Below are 15,432 nucleotides of genomic sequence, written 5' to 3' on the forward strand. Positions count from 1 at the left end.
ATAGTTAAAACGCTGAATTTTCTGTACAAGCCAGTAAGCTAATGCCACCTGCACACTGTCCCCCGTCCCGCTGGCGGGAAGGGGTTAGGGGAAGGGTGGCTCGCTGCGGTGTTATATTTTTTAGGTTAATTGACTATAACCCTATTCTGATTGTTATTAGCTCGTTGAGCGGTACAAAATTCGGTTGATTTACTTATTACCTGAACCATAATTTCCCTGCAGAAAAATAAAAAAGCACAAACCATACGGTTTGTGCTTTTCGGTTTTCAGACGGCCTGATTATTTCTTGTCGTCTTTCACTTCTTCAAAATCGGCATCAACGATGTCGTCGTCTTTTTTCGCTGACGAATCTTGTGCCTGTTCGCCGGCTTGGGCTTCGGCTTGAGCCTGTGCGTACACCATTTCGCCCAGTTTTTGGCTGGCTGCGCCCAGTGCTTCGGCTTTGGCATCGATGTCGGCTTTGTCGTCGCCTTTTACGGCTTCTTCGGCTTCTTTCAGTGCGGCTTCGATTTTTTCTTTCTCGGCAGCGTCGAGTTTGTCGCCGTAGTCGGCCAGCGATTTTTTCACGGAGTGAATCAGGGCTTCGGCTTGGTTGCGGGAAGCGACCAATTCGGTCAGTTTTTTATCTTCTTCGGCGTTGGCTTCGGCATCTTTCACCATGCGTTCGATTTCTTCTTCGCTCAAGCCTGAAGAACCTTGGATGGTGATATTGGCAGCTTTGCCGGTGCCTTTGTCTTTGGCCGAAACGTGCAGGATACCGTTGGCATCGATGTCGAAGGTTACTTCGATTTGCGGCATACCGCGCGGTGCGGGTGCGATGTCGCCCAAGTTGAATTGGCCCAAAGATTTGTTGGCGGAAGCACGTTCGCGCTCGCCTTGCAGCACATGGATGGTTACTGCGCTTTGGTTGTCTTCGGCAGTCGAGAACACTTGCGATGCTTTGGTCGGAATGGTGGTGTTTTTCTGAATCAGCTTGGTCATCACGCCGCCCATGGTTTCGATACCCAGCGACAGTGGGGTAACGTCCAGCAGCAATACGTCGTTGCGGCCGCCGCCCAATACTTCGCCCTGAATCGCAGCGCCCACGGCCACAGCTTCATCTGGGTTTACGTCTTTGCGGGGTTCTTTGCCGAAGAAGTCTTTAACGGCTTCCTGTACTTTTGGCATACGGGTTTGACCGCCGACCAGAATCACGTCGTCGATGTCGCCGGTGCTCAAACCTGCGTCTTTCAATGCGATGCGGCAAGGTTCGATAGAGCGGGCGATCAGGTCTTCTACTAGACTTTCAAATTTGGCACGGGTGATTTTCAGCACCAAGTGTTTCGGGCCGGTGGCATCCATGGTGATGTACGGCAGGTTGATTTCGGTCTGTTGGCCGCTTGAAAGCTCGATTTTGGCTTTTTCGGCAGCTTCTTTGACACGCTGCATCGCCATCGGGTCGCCTTTCAAATCAATGCCTTGTTCTTTTTTGAACTCGGCGATGATGAAGTCGATGATGCGTTGGTCGAAGTCTTCGCCGCCCAAGAAGGTGTCGCCGTTGGTGGCCAATACTTCAAACTGTTTGTCGCCGTCCACATCGGCGATTTCGATGATGGAAATATCGAAGGTACCGCCGCCCAAGTCGTAAACCGCTACTTTGCGGTCGCCGCCGGAAACTTTGTCCATACCGAATGCCAGTGCGGCTGCGGTCGGCTCGTTGATGATGCGTTTTACGTCCAAACCGGCGATGCGGCCTGCGTCTTTGGTAGCTTGGCGCTGGCTGTCGTTGAAGTAGGCCGGAACGGTAATCACGGCTTCGGTTACTTTTTCGCCCAAGTAGGCTTCGGCGGCTTCTTTCATTTTGCGCAATACTTCGGCAGAGATTTGCGGCGGAGACAATTCTTTGCCTTGCGCTTTCACCCATGCGTCGCCGTTGTTGGCTTTGACGATTTCAAACGGCATGGTTTCGATGTCGCGTTGGACTTCTTTGTCTTCAAATTTGTGGCCGATCAGACGTTTGGCGGCGTAAACCGTATTTTTGGCGTTGGTTACGGCTTGGCGTTTGGCCGGTGCGCCGACCAGAATTTCGCCGCCGTCCAAATAAGCAATCACGGAAGGGGTAGTGCGTGCGCCTTCGGCGTTTTCGATTACTTTGGTTTGACCGTTTTCAGAGATGGCCAAACAAGAGTTGGTTGTACCTAAGTCGATACCGATTACTTTTGCCATTGTTGATTACTCCTAAAAATATTTAAATCAAATTCAATTTTCAAATCAGTTGCGGGCAAGCGGTTTGCCCGTGCGAGCGTTGCGCTCAGATGACCAGTAAATAGGGTTTTTCGGGAATTTTTCAAGGCTTGGATTTAAATTTTTTTGTATTTTAATTCAAGTGCTTGATTTATTTATCCACAAGATGGGTATGATGATTGGGCCTTGTGGGTAAACTGTTTTCCGTTTCTTTTGTTTTGGTCGGGCTTGGCGGCTGCTTCGGTTTTGCTGCTTTGCGTTGCAAAACTGGTTTCACTACTTGTTCCACTTGTTTTGGCTTCGCAGAAACCCGTTTCGCTCGTTTTGGCGAAACCTTCGGTTTTAGCTTCGCAGAAACCCGCTTCGCTCGTTTTGGCGAAACCTTCGGTTTTGGCTTTGCAGAAACTCGCTTCGCTCGTTTTCAGACGGCCTTGTCGGGCTTGGGCAGTGCCGGTGTGCTGCGTTTGACGGGTTTAGGCCGTCTGAAAACGGTGTATTTGATGAAACAGGCCAAGCGGTGCTTTCAATCTTCTTTTTTCGCCACGGTAACCATCGCCGGACGCAATACCCGTTCGGCAAGGGTGTAGCCTTTTTTCATTACGCTGACAATCGTGTTCGGCTCTTGTTCGCTGACCACGGTCTGCATTGCCTGATGGTGGTGCGGGTCGAGTTTGTCGCCCACGGCGGGGTTGATTTCTTTGATTTGGGTGGCATCAAATGCTTTTTGCAACTCGTTCAAAGTCATCTGCACGCCCATTTTCAGTGCATCGAAATTACCGCTTTGATCCAGCAGTGCCATTTCCAGATAGTCTTTTACCGGCAGCATTTCGGCGGCGAATTTCTGACCGGCGAATTTGTGGGTGTTGGCGATTTCTTCCTGATGGCGGCGGCGCAGGTTCTGCTCGTTGGCCAAGCCCCGTAGCTGTTCTTCTTTGACTTGGGCTTCCAATTCGGCGATACGCTCTTCAAGCGCTTCGTAAGACGGTTTTTCCGCTTCGCTGTTTTCAACGGCGGTTTCAACGGTTTCAACTGCTTCGGCAGTTTCGGCGGCTTCCGTTTCAACGGTTTGGTTTTGTTCGGTCATTTTATTCGTCCTTAATGTGGGATACACGTCAATGCCCGATATATAAGGCCGTCTGAAAAAATTTCAAGTCGTGTTTGGTATGGCGGCGGGTGTTTTGGGTGTACAGGGGGCGTGCAGACAAGGTAAGATATATCGTGAATCCATTAGCGGGTTCACCATGCAAAACAGACAACACACGCATTGACCGCCCGTTTTCAGACGGCCTTTCTTTAGGGGAAATTATGAAAAAAGATCATCTCAACACCGAACATTTCGACCTCTGGCAGACCATTCGCGAAGAAACCGAAGCAGCGGCCGCCGCCGAGCCGATGCTGGCGAGTTTTCTGCACCAAACCGTTTTGCGCCACGAATCTTTGGATTCCGTGTTGGCATACCACCTTTCCAGCAAACTGAGCAGCGCCATTATGGATGCCCGCGCCTTGTTTGAAATCTACCAGCAGGCACTGTGTTGCGATCCCCAAATCAGCCGCTGCGTGGAACGGGACTTAAAAGCCATTTACGAACGCGACCCCGCCTGCGACGAATATTCGTTACCGCTTTTGTATTTCAAAGGCTTTCACGCCATTCAGGCGCACCGCATCAACCACTGGCTCTACCAAAACGACCGCAAAACGCTGGCATATTTCCTGCAAAACCGCATGTCCGAAGTGTTCGGCACCGACATTCACCCGGCGGCACGCTTCGGCCACGGCATCATGCTCGACCACGCCACCGGTTTCGTCGCCGGCGAAACCGCCGTATTGGGCAACAATATTTCCATTCTCCACGGCGTAACCTTGGGCGGCTCGGGCAAAGAGAGCGGCGACCGCCATCCGAAAATCGGCGACGGTGTGATGATTGGTGCGGGCGCTTCGATTTTGGGCAACATCAAAATCGGCGAAAACGCCAAAATCGGTGCCGGCAGCGTGGTGGTGGCCGATGTACCGTCCGCCATTACCGTGGTCGGCGTACCCGCCCGTCCCGTGGGTCGTTCGCTGAAAGTACCGTCTGCGGATATGAATCAGAATATCGAAATTTTACATTTGGATTTTGTGATTTAAAACAGATATAGTTAAAACGCTGAATTTTCTGTACAAGCCAGTAAGCTAATGCCACCTGCACACTGTTCCCCGTCCCGCTGGCGGGAAGGGGTTAGGGGAAGGGTGGCTCGCTGCGGTGTCATATTTTTTAGGTTAATTTACGATACATCAAGGCCGTCTGAAAATCCGGTTTTCAGACGGCCTTGATGTATCGAACAACTCAATCCTGCGGCGCAGACGGCGCACCGGCGGGCTGTTTGTAGCGGTTGTACATAAACAGATACTGCAATGGAAAGCGGCGTATCCAGCGTTCCACATTCTGATTGACCGTGCGGGCATCGTGGGCTTTGTCGCCGTTCAGCTCCCCTTCGAGCGGGCGGATATGCAGGGCGAAGCCCCGACCGTTCGGCAGCCGCTCGCCGACAAAAAACAGGGTGCTTACGCCCTTAACCTGCGCCAGCTTGCCCGCCAGCGTCATGGTGTAGGCCGGTTTGCCGAAAAAATCCACCCACACGCCGTCGCCGCCTTCGGCCGGATCGGGAACATGGTCGGGCAGCACAATCGTTGCCTCGCCTGAACGCAGCGCCTTGATAATCTGCTTCACGCCCTGAATGCTGGTCGGTGCCGTTTTGCCCTTGCCCCGCACCCGTCCTGCCTGCATCACTTGGTCGAACGCCTTGATTTTTGGCGGTTTGTACATCGCCGTCAGCGGAAAGGGCAGACGCTGGCTGATGTAGCGGCCCGCCAAATCGTAGCTCCCCAGATGCGGCGTGATAAACAGCAGGCCGTTGCCCGCCGCCAGTGCCGCCTCGACATATTCCCAGCCGTACACTTGGCGGAACAGCGTTTCGATTTCTTCAGGCCGTCTGAAAAACGCCACCGGCAATTCCAAGCCGCTTTTGGCGGTTTCACGGAAAACGGTTTTCACAGCCGCCGCATGATTCGGCAGCCCCGCCTGCGCCAGATTAGCCCGCACCCGCCGCCTGTCGGCAGGCAGCAGATAATACGCCAAACCGCCCAACAAATTGCCGAGCCTGTGCAGTAGCGGCAGCGGCAGAGCGGCGGTCAGGCGGAACAGAAAGGAGAGTAGGGTGTGAGTCATACCAAATATTTGAAAACGAACGTGCTGGCGATTGTATCACTAACCCGCCAACAACGGCCTGTTTCTTAAACACGCCGCCAACGCCGTGCCGCCCAATCTTGCAGCGCAGCGGGAAATCTGCTAACATCGCCGCTGCATTAAGAGTTGGGAAATTCCATGCCAACCTGCTGTTGCGGTTTTCGCAAGGTAAGGTGGACGGCGGTTCGAGCCGATGTGGTCTGCGGTTTTGCGGCAGACAATCCGACATTCCCGCTTAATGCGGGTATTTTTTTGCCCGTTTGAAACGTGTTTTGATTTTCAGACGGCCTCGGTTTGAAAATCCCCGCATCTTGCACAGCAGGCGGCAGCGAGGCCGTCTGAAAAACGTATTTGAAACCTATTTATATTTAACAGTGCCGCCGTTTAGATTGCGGGCGGCGTTTGCAGCGATTATTTTTGGGAACCATTAAAAATGAGCGAATTTCTGTTTACCTCTGAATCAGTATCCGAAGGCCATCCGGACAAAGTGGCGGATCAGATTTCCGATGCAATTTTGGATGCGATTTTGACGCAGGACCCGAAAGCCCGTGTGGCGGCGGAAACCTTGGTAGCAACCGATTTGTGCGTGCTGGCGGGCGAAATTACCACCAGCGCCAAAGTGGATTACGAACAAGTGGCACGGGAAACCGTGCGCCGTATCGGCTACAACGATCCGGCGCTGGGCTTTGCCGCCGATACTTTCAAATTGGTGCTGAACTACGGTGAGCAGTCGCCCGACATCGCCCAAGGTGTGAACGAAGGCGAAGGTTTGGATTTGGAACAGGGTGCGGGCGACCAAGGTCTGATGTTCGGCTATGCCTGCGATGAAACGCCGGTATTGATGCCGCTGGCGATTTATTACAGCCACCGCCTGATGCAGCGTCAAAGCGAGTTGCGCCGGGACGGCCGTTTACCTTGGCTGCGTCCCGATGCCAAAGCGCAGATTACCGTGGTGTACGACAGCGAAACCGGCAAAGCCAAACGCATCGATACTGTGGTATTGTCTACCCAGCATGATGAAAGCGTATCGTATGACGAATTGCGGGAAGCCGTTATCGAGCAGATTATCAAACCGGTTTTGCCTGCGGAAATGCTGACCGACGACACCAAATATCTGATTAACCCGACCGGCAAATTCATCATCGGCGGCCCGCAGGGCGACTGCGGTCTGACCGGCCGTAAAATCATTGTCGATACCTACGGCGGCGCAGCGCCGCACGGTGGCGGCGCATTCTCAGGCAAAGACCCGTCTAAAGTGGACCGTTCCGCCGCCTATGCCTGTCGCTATGTGGCGAAAAACATTGTGGCCGCCGGTTTGGCAAGCCAATGCCAGATTCAGGTTTCCTACGCCATCGGCATTGCCCAACCGACTTCGATTTCCATCGATACTTTCGGTACGGGCAAAATCAGCGAAGAAAAACTGATTCAGATTGTGCGCGAACATTTTGACCTGCGCCCGAAAGGCATCGTGAAAATGCTCGACCTGCTGCACCCGCGTTACCAAAAATCCGCCGCCTACGGCCATTTCGGCCGGGAAGAACCGGAATTTACTTGGGAACGCACCGATAAAGCCGCTGCATTGAAAGCCGCCGCCGGTCTGTAAACCAAACCCAACAGCCATGCCGTCTGAAAATCCGATTTTCAGACGGCAATTTACTTTTCGCCAACGGCGGTTTTCAGACGGCCTGTTTCACTATACAATAAGCCCATTCTGATATTTGAAAAAAGGACTACCGCCATGTTCGGTAAACAGTTATTTGAAGAAATCGGCAACAAATTGAGTGAAACCATTGCCAACAGCCCGGCAAAAGACATGGAAAAAAACGTCAAAGCCATGCTCGGCAGCGCCTTTAACCGCATGGATTTGGTTACCCGTGAAGAATTCGATATCCAGCAGCAGGTGCTGATTAAAACCCGTACCAAACTGATCGAACTGGAATCCCGTCTGGCACGTTTGGAAGCCGCCTTGCCGCAGGAAACCGCCGCCCAAGCCGAAACGCCGGCCGCCGAAGCAGCCGAAACCGCAGCGGAATAAACCGCCGTGTCGCTCGCTCTGGTTTACAGCCGCGCCCTCAGCGGTATGGACGCACCCTTGGTCGAAGTGGAAGCCCATCTTGCCAACGGCTTGCCTGCGTTCAATATCGTCGGCTTGCCCGATACCGAAGTCAAAGAAAGCCGGGATCGGGTGCGGGCGGCAATTATCCAGAGCGGCTTTGATTTTCCCGCCAAAAAAATCACCGTCAATCTCGCCCCCGCCGATTTGCCCAAAGAATCCGGCCGCTTCGATTTGCCGATTGCCTTGGGCATTTTGGCCGCTTCGGGGCAGATTGATTCAAGCAAACTGGCGCAATACGAATTTGCCGGCGAATTGGCATTGTCAGGATTGTTGAGACCGATACGGGGTTCGCTGGCCATGGCGTGGCAGGGCGGCAGAGCAGGGCGTTCGTTTGTATTGCCGTCTGAAAATGCCGTTCAGGCAGCGGTCATGCAGGGCATCAACGTGTACGGCGCAAACACTTTGGCAGAAGTAGCCGCCCATCTCAACGGCATCGCGCCGCTGACGCTTGCCCAAGCCGCCGAAAGGCCGTCTGAAAATCAGGTTTTGCCCGACTTGAGCGATGTCAAAGGCCAGCATACCGCCCGACTGGCACTGGAAATCGCCGCCGCAGGTGGCCACAGCCTGCTGATGGTCGGTCCGCCGGGTACGGGCAAATCCATGCTGGCGCAGCGTTTGCCCGGCATTTTGCCGCCGCTCACCGAAGCAGAACAGATTGAAGCATGGGCGCTGCGTTCGCTCTTGCCCCAGCACCAACAGGACTGGAGCAGGCAGCGGCCGTTCCGTTCGCCGCACCACAGCGCCAGCGCCGTGGCCATGGTCGGCGGCGGTTCCGATCCCCGACCCGGCGAGATTTCGCTGGCTCATCGGGGCGTATTGTTTTTAGACGAATTGCCCGAATTTGACCGCAAAGTGCTGGAGGTCTTGCGCGAGCCTTTGGAAAACGGCGAAATCCATATTTCCCGTGCCGCCAAACAGGCCGTCTATCCGGCACGTTTCCAACTGGTCGCCGCCATGAACCCCTGTCCGTGCGGCTATTTGGGACACAACACCAAACCGTGCCGCTGCACGCCCGAAAGCATCGCCCGCTACCGCAGCAAAATTTCAGGGCCGCTGCTCGACCGCATCGATTTAACGATAGAAGTACCGAGCTTGTCGGCGGCCGAGCTGACCCAGCAGCAGGCGGGCGAATCCAGTGCGTCGGTGTTGGCAAGAGTACTGGCGGCACGGGACAGACAATATGCAAGGCAGGGTAAAGTCAATGCCGATTTGAGCGTAACCGAGCTGGACAACGCCGCCGCCATCGAAGCCGAGGCCCGCAATGCCTTGGCGGAAATGCTGGAAAAACTCTCGCTTTCCGCCCGCAGCTTCCACCGAATCCTGCGGGTCGCCCGCACGCTGGCAGACTTGGCGGGCGATGAAACCGTCAGCCGCCGCCATATTTTGAAAGCCATCGGTTTCCGCCGGGCTTTGTAAAATTTAATGTTCCGTGCCGAATCGGCAACACAAACGCACAAATCAGGGCGGGCAGTTTTCCGAATGTAGCGATTATTGGTAGAATATCCCCCATCAGACAGAAACCGGCGGCAAAGTCGGTTTCACTTTCCTGAAAACATTAAGGTAAGCTATGAACAAACACGCACAATCCGGCAAAGGACTTTCCGGATTCTTATCAGGCCTGCTGTTGGCAACCGCCATCATCGCCGGCATTTTATATTTCCTCAACCAAAGCAGTCAGAACGTTTTTAAAGAACTACCGCAACCCGAAAAACCGGGCAAACCGGAAGTTTTGAAACCGAAAAGCACCGCCAAGCCGGAAGCGCCTAAAGCCGATACAGCAGCAGAACAGAAAGCACCGCAGACGGCGGTTGAAAAACCGGCCGAGAGCGGGAAACCGGCGGTAGAAAAAGCCGACGATAGGCCGTCTGAAAAAGCCGCCGAGCCGACACCGGCAGAACGCAGTGAAGCGCCGGACACCGCCAAAGCCGAGCAAGGCGGCCGTGAAAACAGTGCGGCCAAGCAGGAAGCCGAAGCCGATAACGCCGCCAAAGCCGCCGAACAGGCCGCCACCCGAGAAGCAGCCAAGCGGGAGCGTGAAGCCGCCGCTGAAGCCGAACGCAAACGGGTTCAGGCCGAAAAAGCCAAAGCCGAACGCCTGAAAGCCGAGAAAGCCCGTTTGGAAAAACAGGCCGAAGCCAAGAAAAAAGCCCGTTTGGAAGAACAGCGCAAACTGGAAGAGAAAAAGGCCGCCGAACGCCGTGCCGCTGAAAAACAGGCTGCTTTGAAAAAAGAAGCCGCCCAAAAAGCAGCCAAACCGACCCCTGAGCAGATTTTAAATGCCGGCAGCATTGAAAAAGCCCGCAAGGCAGCGGCCAATGCGCAAAACAAAGACACATCAACAGCGGCTTCGGGTAAAAAAGTCGTGGTGCAGATGGGTTCTTACGGCGACCGTGCCGCAGCCGACAGCCAGCGTGCCAAACTGGCGCTGTTAGGTGTGCAGTCGAATGTGGCGGAAGCGTCGGCAAACGGCAAAAAAATCTACCGTGTCCAAAGCGGCAGCATGAGTGCCGAAGCCGCCAAACGTGTGCAGCAAACCTTGCAAAAACACGGTGTCAGCAGTTTGACCCGCAGCGTTCAATAATGATTTCCGCCGGTAATCGGGAGGATAAACGATGAAAAAAGCAGCATGGCTGGTGCTTTTACCTGCTTTGGCTCAGGCAGCAGTGGTGGGCGAGGATTACACGGTTTTGGCAAAACCGATTCCGCAGCTTCAGCCCAATAAAGTGGAAGTGTTGGAATTTTTCGGCTATTTCTGCGTGCATTGCTACCATCTTGATCCGATTCTGTTGAAACACAGCCGCTCGTTTGCGCCCGATACCTATCTGCGCACCGAGCATGTGGTGTGGCAGCCGGATATGCTGGGCTTGGCAAAAGTAGCGGCGGCGGTGAACCGTTCGGGTCTGAAATATCAGGCGAATCCGGCGGTGTTCAAAGCGGTTTACGAACAGAAACTGGATTTGGCCGATGCTGATGAGTTCCGCAAATGGGCAACGGCACAAAAAACCTTTGACGGCAAACGCCTTTGGGTAGCCTATCAGCAGCCGCAAACGGCAACCGTTGCCAAAAATATGCAGAAGCTGACCGAAACCTACCAAATTAGCGGCACACCGACAGTGATTGTCGGCGGCAAATACCAAATCAAATTCGATAAAGGTTTCCCGCAAGGCATGAAAACGATGGACGAGCTGATTGCCAAAGTGCGTGCCGAACGGGGGTTGAAAACGCATTAAACCGTTTTTGCAGTGAGCATTGTGAATGAGTTAAATCAGGGCAGGCGGATAACGCTGTACCGGTTTAACTCATTTTCGATAAATAAAGAACAGACGGTTGTACTTATATAGTGAGTTCGCCGAAAAAGTATAACAACACAGTGTGTAGATTGTGGTTAGCGAGGTATGAGCGTAACCCAATAAAACCTTATATTTTAAGGTGATTTAAATCGATGTTGGGTCTAGGCCCAACCTATGCCCGTTCTCTTTATTAAGTGAATTAACCGTATTCGCAGGCCGTCTGAAAAGAGCATTATGGATATTTTAATCTTATTCAAAGCCCTGATTTTGGGCATTATCGAAGGTTTGACCGAATTTTTGCCGGTGTCCAGCACCGGCCATTTGATTGTGTTCGGCGATTTAATCAATTTCCACAGCAACGGCAAAGTATTTGAAATCGCCATCCAGTTGGGGGCGGTGTTGGCAGTGGTATTTGAATACCGCCGGCGTTTTCAGCAAGTGATGACCGGTATCGGCAGAGACCGTCAGGTAAATCGTTTTGTTGTCAATCTGGCGGTGGCGTTTGTTCCGGCGGCGGTGGTCGGATTGCTGTTCAGCAAACAGATTAAGCAATATCTGTTTAACCCGCTGACCGTGGCAGCAATGCTGGTTTTGGGCGGCCTGTTTATCTTGTGGGTGGAAAAACGCCAAAGCAGCCGCACGCCGAAAGTGAAGACCGTAGAAGAAATGCGTCCGATTGATGCTTTGATGGTCGGCTGCGCCCAAATCTGCGCCCTGATTCCCGGTACGTCCCGTTCCGGCAGTACAATCATGGGCGGTATGCTGTGGGGCATCGAGCGCAAAGCGGCAACTGAGTTTTCCTTTTTCCTTGCCGTGCCGATGATGATTGCGGCAACAGGTTATGATGTTTTGAAACACTACCAATTATTCACTCTGCAGGACATCGGCCTGATTGCTGTCGGCTTTACCGCCGCCTTCTTCGCCGGCCTGCTGGCAGTGAAAGCCTTGCTGAAATTCGTATCGAGCAAAAACTATGTACCGTTTGCCTATTACCGGATCGCCTTCGGCGGCCTGATTCTGCTGACTTGGGCGACAGGCTGGGTCAGCTGGGGCGAGTAGAAAATATAGTGGATTCACTTTAAAAGTAGTACAAGGCGGCGAGTCGAAGACAGTACAGGTAGTACGGCTAGGCGAGCCAACGCTGTAATACTTTTAAAGTGAATCCACTATAATTGAATAAAACCATGCCGTCTGAAAACCGCGTTTGAACACGCAGTTTTCAGACGGCATTGATTTGGGATTTAATCAGCGGATTAAGAATGATGGTGCGGAATTTCCCCGTCCAAACGGTAAACCGTGCCGCAATACGGGCAGGCGGTTTCGCCGTTGGATTCAATCGGCAGAAACACTCTTGGGTGGCCGTTCCACGTTTCATGATTCGGGCCGGAGCAGTATAAAGGTAGGTCTTTCGGTGTAATCACCACCGGTTGGCTGGTGTTTGGCATTTGGTTTGTCCTCGTAAAATTTGCTTTATTATATCGCCGGAAAAATGAATTTTCCATATTGAACACAAGTGCAGATTGGTTTGAAATTGAACCACTCTTACGCAACAAGCCGTCTGAAAATGCAGTTTTCAGACGGCCTCGGCTTTATGTCAAACGTTGAACCGGCAATCAGCAGACTTCAACCAGCCAGCCGTATTTGTCTTCCGCCAAACCGAATTGGATGTCGGTAACGGCTTTGCGGATGGCATAGCCGCGCTCTTGGCTTTTGACTTCGATTTCTTTGCCGTCAATCACAAACGAGGTAATCGGCGAAATCACGGCGGCGGTGCCGGTTAAGATGGCTTCTGCGCCGTTTTCAACCATGGCTTTCAGTTCGTCCACGGTGAAGTTGCGTTCGCTGATGCGGTAGCCCAAATCGGCGGCAACGGTTAAAACGGATTGGCGGGTAACGCCGTGCAAAAACTCGTCAGTCAGCGGTTTGGTAACGATTTCGTCGCCGTTAATCACCATAAAGTTTGATGCACCGGTTTCCTGAACGTCGCCGTTCGGGCAGAACAATACTTGGCTGGCACCGTGTTCGGCTTTGGCTTTCAAAATCCACGGCATGGCGGAAGCGTAGTTGCCGCCGCATTTCACCCGACCCATGTGCGGTGCGCAGCGGATATGTTCGGTTTCCACCAGAATTTTGACCGGCGAACCGGCTTTGAAATAATCGCCGACAGGGGAGGCGAGAATATACAGCAGGGCAGTTTCAGACGGCGCACCGGCTTTGCCGATAACCGGATCAGTGCCGATTAAGGTCGGGCGCAGATAGAGCGAGGCGGGCGCATCGGGGATTTCGTCGGCGGCACGTTTGACCAGTTCGACCAAGGCGGCTAAAAACGGCTCGGTTTCCGGTTTCGGCAGCGACAGGATTTCGGCGCTTTGCTGCATACGTTTGATGTTTTCGGTCGGGCGGAACATCACGATTTTGCCGTTTGCCTGACGGAAGGCTTTCAAGCCTTCAAAACATTCGCTGCCGTAGTGCAGGGCGTGTGCGCCGGCGGGCAGAGTCAGGTCTTGGGAAGATTGCCAGCGAACCGGCTGCCATGCGCCGTCTTGGAAAGCGATAACGGGCATTTGGGCATGAAATACGCTGCCGAATACGGCGGGAACGGGTCTGCTCATGATTTGTAGCCTTTCTTTTTTTCTGATGGTATCGGATTCGGTTGTCGGCAGGCAGTGTATTCCGCCTGCAATCATTTGATAGATGAAAGGCTAAACAATACGCCTGAAAACCTTAGTTTGGCAAGCGGAAAAAGCGGATTTTTGCGGGGCGGATAAGCACAGATTTGACCATAACCGTGTCGGATGCGGCGGCCGGTGGCTATCCTAAAAGCGGCAAATCGTTTAAACTGTTGCACCGTGATGATTGGCGGGTGTGTTGAAATTCGTTACACTTATTTCGGTTGCGCTGAAACCCGCTTTGCTCGTTTTGGCGAAACCTTTGGTTTTAGCTTCGCAGAAACCCGCTTTGCTCGTTTTCAGACGGCCTGATTGCCGAAAGATGTTTTTCTGTGCAGTATCGCCCCGATTGATTTGGAAAACACATTTCGCCGTAACCGGATTTTCGGAGAATTTCATGAAAATTGTATTAAATGTGATTAAAATTTTGGTATTGCTGGTATTTTTGCTGCTGGCAGTCAGCAATACGCAGACAGTTTCCCTGTTTTACTTACCGGGCCAGCCGCTTGAGTTGCCGCTGATTGTGGCGCTGTTTGCCGCTTTTGTGATCGGTATCGTATTCGGACTGTTTGCCCTGTTTGGCAGACTGCTGGCGCTGCGCAGCGAAAACAACCGCCTGCGTGCCGAAGTGAAAAAAACGGCGGTTATTACCGAGCAGGAAATCCGTGCCGCAGCGCCGGTGCAAACGGTTCAAACCGCAGAGCAGGCGGCTAAGGAATAAGTATGGAAAACGAATTATGGTTTTTTCTGCTTCCGGTGATTCTGTTGCCGGTGTTTTTCGCCATGGGCTGGTTTGCCGCACGAGTGGACATGAAAACCGTGTTGAAACAGGCGAAAAGCATTCCCAGCGGCTTTTACCGCAGCTTGGATGCGCTGGTTGATCACAACAGCGGCCGTGCCGCACGGGAACTGGCGGAAGTGATTGACCAGCAGCCTCAGTCTTACGATTTAAACCTGACTTTGGGCAAACTCTACCGCCAGCGTGGGGAAAACGACAAAGCCATCAGTATGCACAAAGCCCTGCTCGATTCGCCGGATACCGTGCATGAAAAGCGGGAACAGGTATTGTTTGAGCTGGCGCAAAACTACCAAAGCGCCGGATTGGTCGATCGTGCCGAACAAATTTTTCTCAGCCTGCTCGAAGGCGATATGGCACGCCAAGCCTGCCAGCATTTGATGAGCATTTACCAGCAGGATAGAGACTGGGAAAAAGCCATCGACATGGCGCAGCGGCTGAATAAAGACGATCAGACTTATCAGTTTGAAATTGCACAATTTTATTGCGAATTGGCGCAAGCGGCGCTGTTTAAATCCAATTTCGATGTGGCACGTTACCATGTCGGCAAAGCATTGGAAGCCAACAAAAAATGCACCCGTGCCAATATGATTTTGGGCGACATCGAATACCGTCAGGGCAATTTCGCTGCAGCGGTGGACGCATACAGCGCCATCGAACAGCAAAACCATGCCTATCTGACCATGGTGGGCGAAAAATTATACGAAGCCTACGCCGCACAAGATAAGCGGGAAGAGGGTTTGAACCAGTTGTTCGGTTATATGAAAACCTTTCCCGATCTCAATCTGATAGACGTGATTTACGAAAAAGCCCTGCTGCTCAAGGGCGAGAGCGAAGCAGCGCAGCTGGCCTTGGAACTGGTGCGGCAAAAACCCGACTTGGGCGGCGTGTACCGCCTGCTCGGTTTGAAACTCAGTGATATGAATCCGACGTGGAAAGCCGATGCCGATATGATGCGCTCGGTGATCGGCCGCCAACTGCAAAAAGCCGTGATGCACCGTTGCCGCAACTGCCATTTCAAATCGCAGGCATTTTTCTGGCTCTGCCCGGCGTGCAATAAATGGGAAACGTTTACGGCAAATAAAATCGAGGTTTGATGGGATTGGTTTAATCTG

At 52.9% G+C, this 15,432-nt stretch carries 16 protein-coding genes; 10 read left to right on the plus strand and 6 right to left on the minus strand.

Annotated elements, in window-relative coordinates; translation table 11 throughout:
* Window positions 1-279: 279 nt before the first annotated feature.
* Window positions 280-2,205, minus strand: a complete 1,926-nt coding sequence (gene dnaK / locus PJU73_RS00565; RefSeq protein WP_237090950.1) for a molecular chaperone DnaK — start codon at window positions 2,203-2,205, stop codon at window positions 280-282.
* A 206-nt stretch (window positions 2,206-2,411) separates the two neighbouring features.
* Here dnaK and PJU73_RS00570 point away from each other — a divergent pair, with 206 nt between their 5' ends.
* Complete coding sequence (locus PJU73_RS00570; protein ID WP_237090951.1) at window positions 2,412-2,810, plus strand: hypothetical protein; 399 nt, start codon at window positions 2,412-2,414, stop codon at window positions 2,808-2,810.
* On the opposite strand, the gene grpE is transcribed toward PJU73_RS00570, so the two are convergent.
* Window positions 2,747-3,307: a nucleotide exchange factor GrpE gene (gene grpE / locus PJU73_RS00575; protein ID WP_237090952.1), complete on the minus strand. Its 561-nt coding sequence runs from the start codon at window positions 3,305-3,307 to the stop codon at window positions 2,747-2,749. The genes PJU73_RS00570 and grpE overlap by 64 nt on opposite strands.
* Before the next feature lie 221 nt (window positions 3,308-3,528).
* On the opposite strand from grpE, the gene cysE reads away from it, so the two are divergent.
* A complete protein-coding gene (gene cysE, locus PJU73_RS00580) occupies window positions 3,529-4,347 on the plus strand; it encodes a serine O-acetyltransferase (protein ID WP_237091058.1) in 819 nt (272 codons plus the stop codon).
* Window positions 4,348-4,546: 199 nt separating this feature from the next.
* On the opposite strand, the gene PJU73_RS00585 is transcribed toward cysE, so the two are convergent.
* Window positions 4,547-5,428: a lysophospholipid acyltransferase family protein gene (locus PJU73_RS00585; RefSeq protein ID WP_237090953.1), complete on the minus strand. Its 882-nt coding sequence runs from the start codon at window positions 5,426-5,428 to the stop codon at window positions 4,547-4,549.
* A 451-nt stretch (window positions 5,429-5,879) separates the two neighbouring features.
* Between PJU73_RS00585 and metK the strand changes: the two genes are divergently transcribed.
* The 6 genes from metK (at window position 5,880) to PJU73_RS00615 (ending at window position 11,911) form a co-directional block, all read left to right on the plus strand.
* Window positions 5,880-7,049, plus strand: coding sequence for a methionine adenosyltransferase (gene metK, locus PJU73_RS00590; RefSeq protein WP_237090954.1), 1,170 nt, complete (start codon window positions 5,880-5,882; stop codon window positions 7,047-7,049).
* A 135-nt stretch (window positions 7,050-7,184) separates the two neighbouring features.
* Entirely contained in the window at window positions 7,185-7,481 is a 297-nt protein-coding gene (locus PJU73_RS00595; RefSeq protein ID WP_237090955.1) for an accessory factor UbiK family protein, read from the plus strand.
* Between the two features lie 6 nt (window positions 7,482-7,487).
* Window positions 7,488-8,978 (plus strand): YifB family Mg chelatase-like AAA ATPase, encoded by a 1,491-nt coding sequence (locus PJU73_RS00600; protein ID WP_237090956.1) that lies wholly within the window; start codon window positions 7,488-7,490, stop codon window positions 8,976-8,978.
* Between the two features lie 151 nt (window positions 8,979-9,129).
* Window positions 9,130-10,143: an SPOR domain-containing protein gene (locus PJU73_RS00605; RefSeq protein WP_237090957.1), complete on the plus strand. Its 1,014-nt coding sequence runs from the start codon at window positions 9,130-9,132 to the stop codon at window positions 10,141-10,143.
* A 31-nt stretch (window positions 10,144-10,174) separates the two neighbouring features.
* Window positions 10,175-10,792 carry a thiol:disulfide interchange protein DsbA/DsbL gene (locus tag PJU73_RS00610; protein ID WP_237090958.1) on the plus strand — a complete coding sequence of 206 codons (618 nt, stop codon included), beginning with the start codon at window positions 10,175-10,177 and terminating at the stop codon, window positions 10,790-10,792.
* Between the two features lie 294 nt (window positions 10,793-11,086).
* Entirely contained in the window at window positions 11,087-11,911 is an 825-nt protein-coding gene (locus PJU73_RS00615) for an undecaprenyl-diphosphate phosphatase (protein ID WP_237090959.1), read from the plus strand.
* A gap of 194 nt (window positions 11,912-12,105) precedes the next feature.
* On the opposite strand, the gene PJU73_RS00620 is transcribed toward PJU73_RS00615, so the two are convergent.
* The 3 genes from PJU73_RS00620 to PJU73_RS00630 all read right to left on the minus strand — a co-directional run bounded on the left by PJU73_RS00620 (window position 12,106) and on the right by PJU73_RS00630 (window position 13,920).
* Window positions 12,106-12,297, minus strand: coding sequence for a zinc-finger domain-containing protein (locus PJU73_RS00620; RefSeq protein WP_237090960.1), 192 nt, complete (start codon window positions 12,295-12,297; stop codon window positions 12,106-12,108).
* A gap of 168 nt (window positions 12,298-12,465) precedes the next feature.
* Complete coding sequence (gene ilvE / locus PJU73_RS00625; RefSeq protein WP_237090961.1) at window positions 12,466-13,464, minus strand: branched-chain-amino-acid transaminase; 999 nt, start codon at window positions 13,462-13,464, stop codon at window positions 12,466-12,468.
* A gap of 222 nt (window positions 13,465-13,686) precedes the next feature.
* On the minus strand, window positions 13,687-13,920 hold the full coding sequence (locus PJU73_RS00630; protein ID WP_237090962.1) for a hypothetical protein: 234 nt from the start codon (window positions 13,918-13,920) through the stop codon (window positions 13,687-13,689).
* Here PJU73_RS00630 and PJU73_RS00635 point away from each other — a divergent pair.
* Window positions 13,919-14,242 carry a LapA family protein gene (locus PJU73_RS00635; protein WP_237090963.1) on the plus strand — a complete coding sequence of 108 codons (324 nt, stop codon included), beginning with the start codon at window positions 13,919-13,921 and terminating at the stop codon, window positions 14,240-14,242. The genes PJU73_RS00630 and PJU73_RS00635 overlap by 2 nt on opposite strands.
* Window positions 14,243-14,244: 2 nt before the next feature.
* Window positions 14,245-15,414: a lipopolysaccharide assembly protein LapB gene (lapB, locus tag PJU73_RS00640; protein ID WP_237090964.1), complete on the plus strand. Its 1,170-nt coding sequence runs from the start codon at window positions 14,245-14,247 to the stop codon at window positions 15,412-15,414.
* Window positions 15,415-15,432 lie beyond the last annotated feature (18 nt).

Source organism: Neisseria lisongii, assembly GCF_028463985.1.
Classification (GTDB): domain Bacteria; phylum Pseudomonadota; class Gammaproteobacteria; order Burkholderiales; family Neisseriaceae; genus Neisseria; species Neisseria lisongii.

Bases quoted from the DNA above. Each gene is read 5' to 3' on its own strand.
- dnaK (WP_237090950.1), bottom strand. From the start codon at position 2,205: ATGGCAAAAGTAATCGGTATCGACTTAGGTACAACCAACTCTTGTTTG.
- grpE (WP_237090952.1), bottom strand. From the start codon at position 3,307: ATGACCGAACAAAACCAAACCGTTGAAACGGAAGCCGCCGAAACTGCC.
- cysE (WP_237091058.1), top strand. From the start codon at position 3,529: ATGAAAAAAGATCATCTCAACACCGAACATTTCGACCTCTGGCAGACC.
- PJU73_RS00585 (WP_237090953.1), bottom strand. From the start codon at position 5,428: ATGACTCACACCCTACTCTCCTTTCTGTTCCGCCTGACCGCCGCTCTG.
- metK (WP_237090954.1), top strand. From the start codon at position 5,880: ATGAGCGAATTTCTGTTTACCTCTGAATCAGTATCCGAAGGCCATCCG.
- PJU73_RS00595 (WP_237090955.1), top strand. From the start codon at position 7,185: ATGTTCGGTAAACAGTTATTTGAAGAAATCGGCAACAAATTGAGTGAA.
- PJU73_RS00605 (WP_237090957.1), top strand. From the start codon at position 9,130: ATGAACAAACACGCACAATCCGGCAAAGGACTTTCCGGATTCTTATCA.
- PJU73_RS00610 (WP_237090958.1), top strand. From the start codon at position 10,175: ATGAAAAAAGCAGCATGGCTGGTGCTTTTACCTGCTTTGGCTCAGGCA.
- PJU73_RS00615 (WP_237090959.1), top strand. From the start codon at position 11,087: ATGGATATTTTAATCTTATTCAAAGCCCTGATTTTGGGCATTATCGAA.
- PJU73_RS00620 (WP_237090960.1), bottom strand. From the start codon at position 12,297: ATGCCAAACACCAGCCAACCGGTGGTGATTACACCGAAAGACCTACCT.
- ilvE (WP_237090961.1), bottom strand. From the start codon at position 13,464: ATGAGCAGACCCGTTCCCGCCGTATTCGGCAGCGTATTTCATGCCCAA.
- PJU73_RS00635 (WP_237090963.1), top strand. From the start codon at position 13,919: ATGAAAATTGTATTAAATGTGATTAAAATTTTGGTATTGCTGGTATTT.
- PJU73_RS00630 (WP_237090962.1), bottom strand. From the start codon at position 13,920: ATGAAATTCTCCGAAAATCCGGTTACGGCGAAATGTGTTTTCCAAATC.
- lapB (WP_237090964.1), top strand. From the start codon at position 14,245: ATGGAAAACGAATTATGGTTTTTTCTGCTTCCGGTGATTCTGTTGCCG.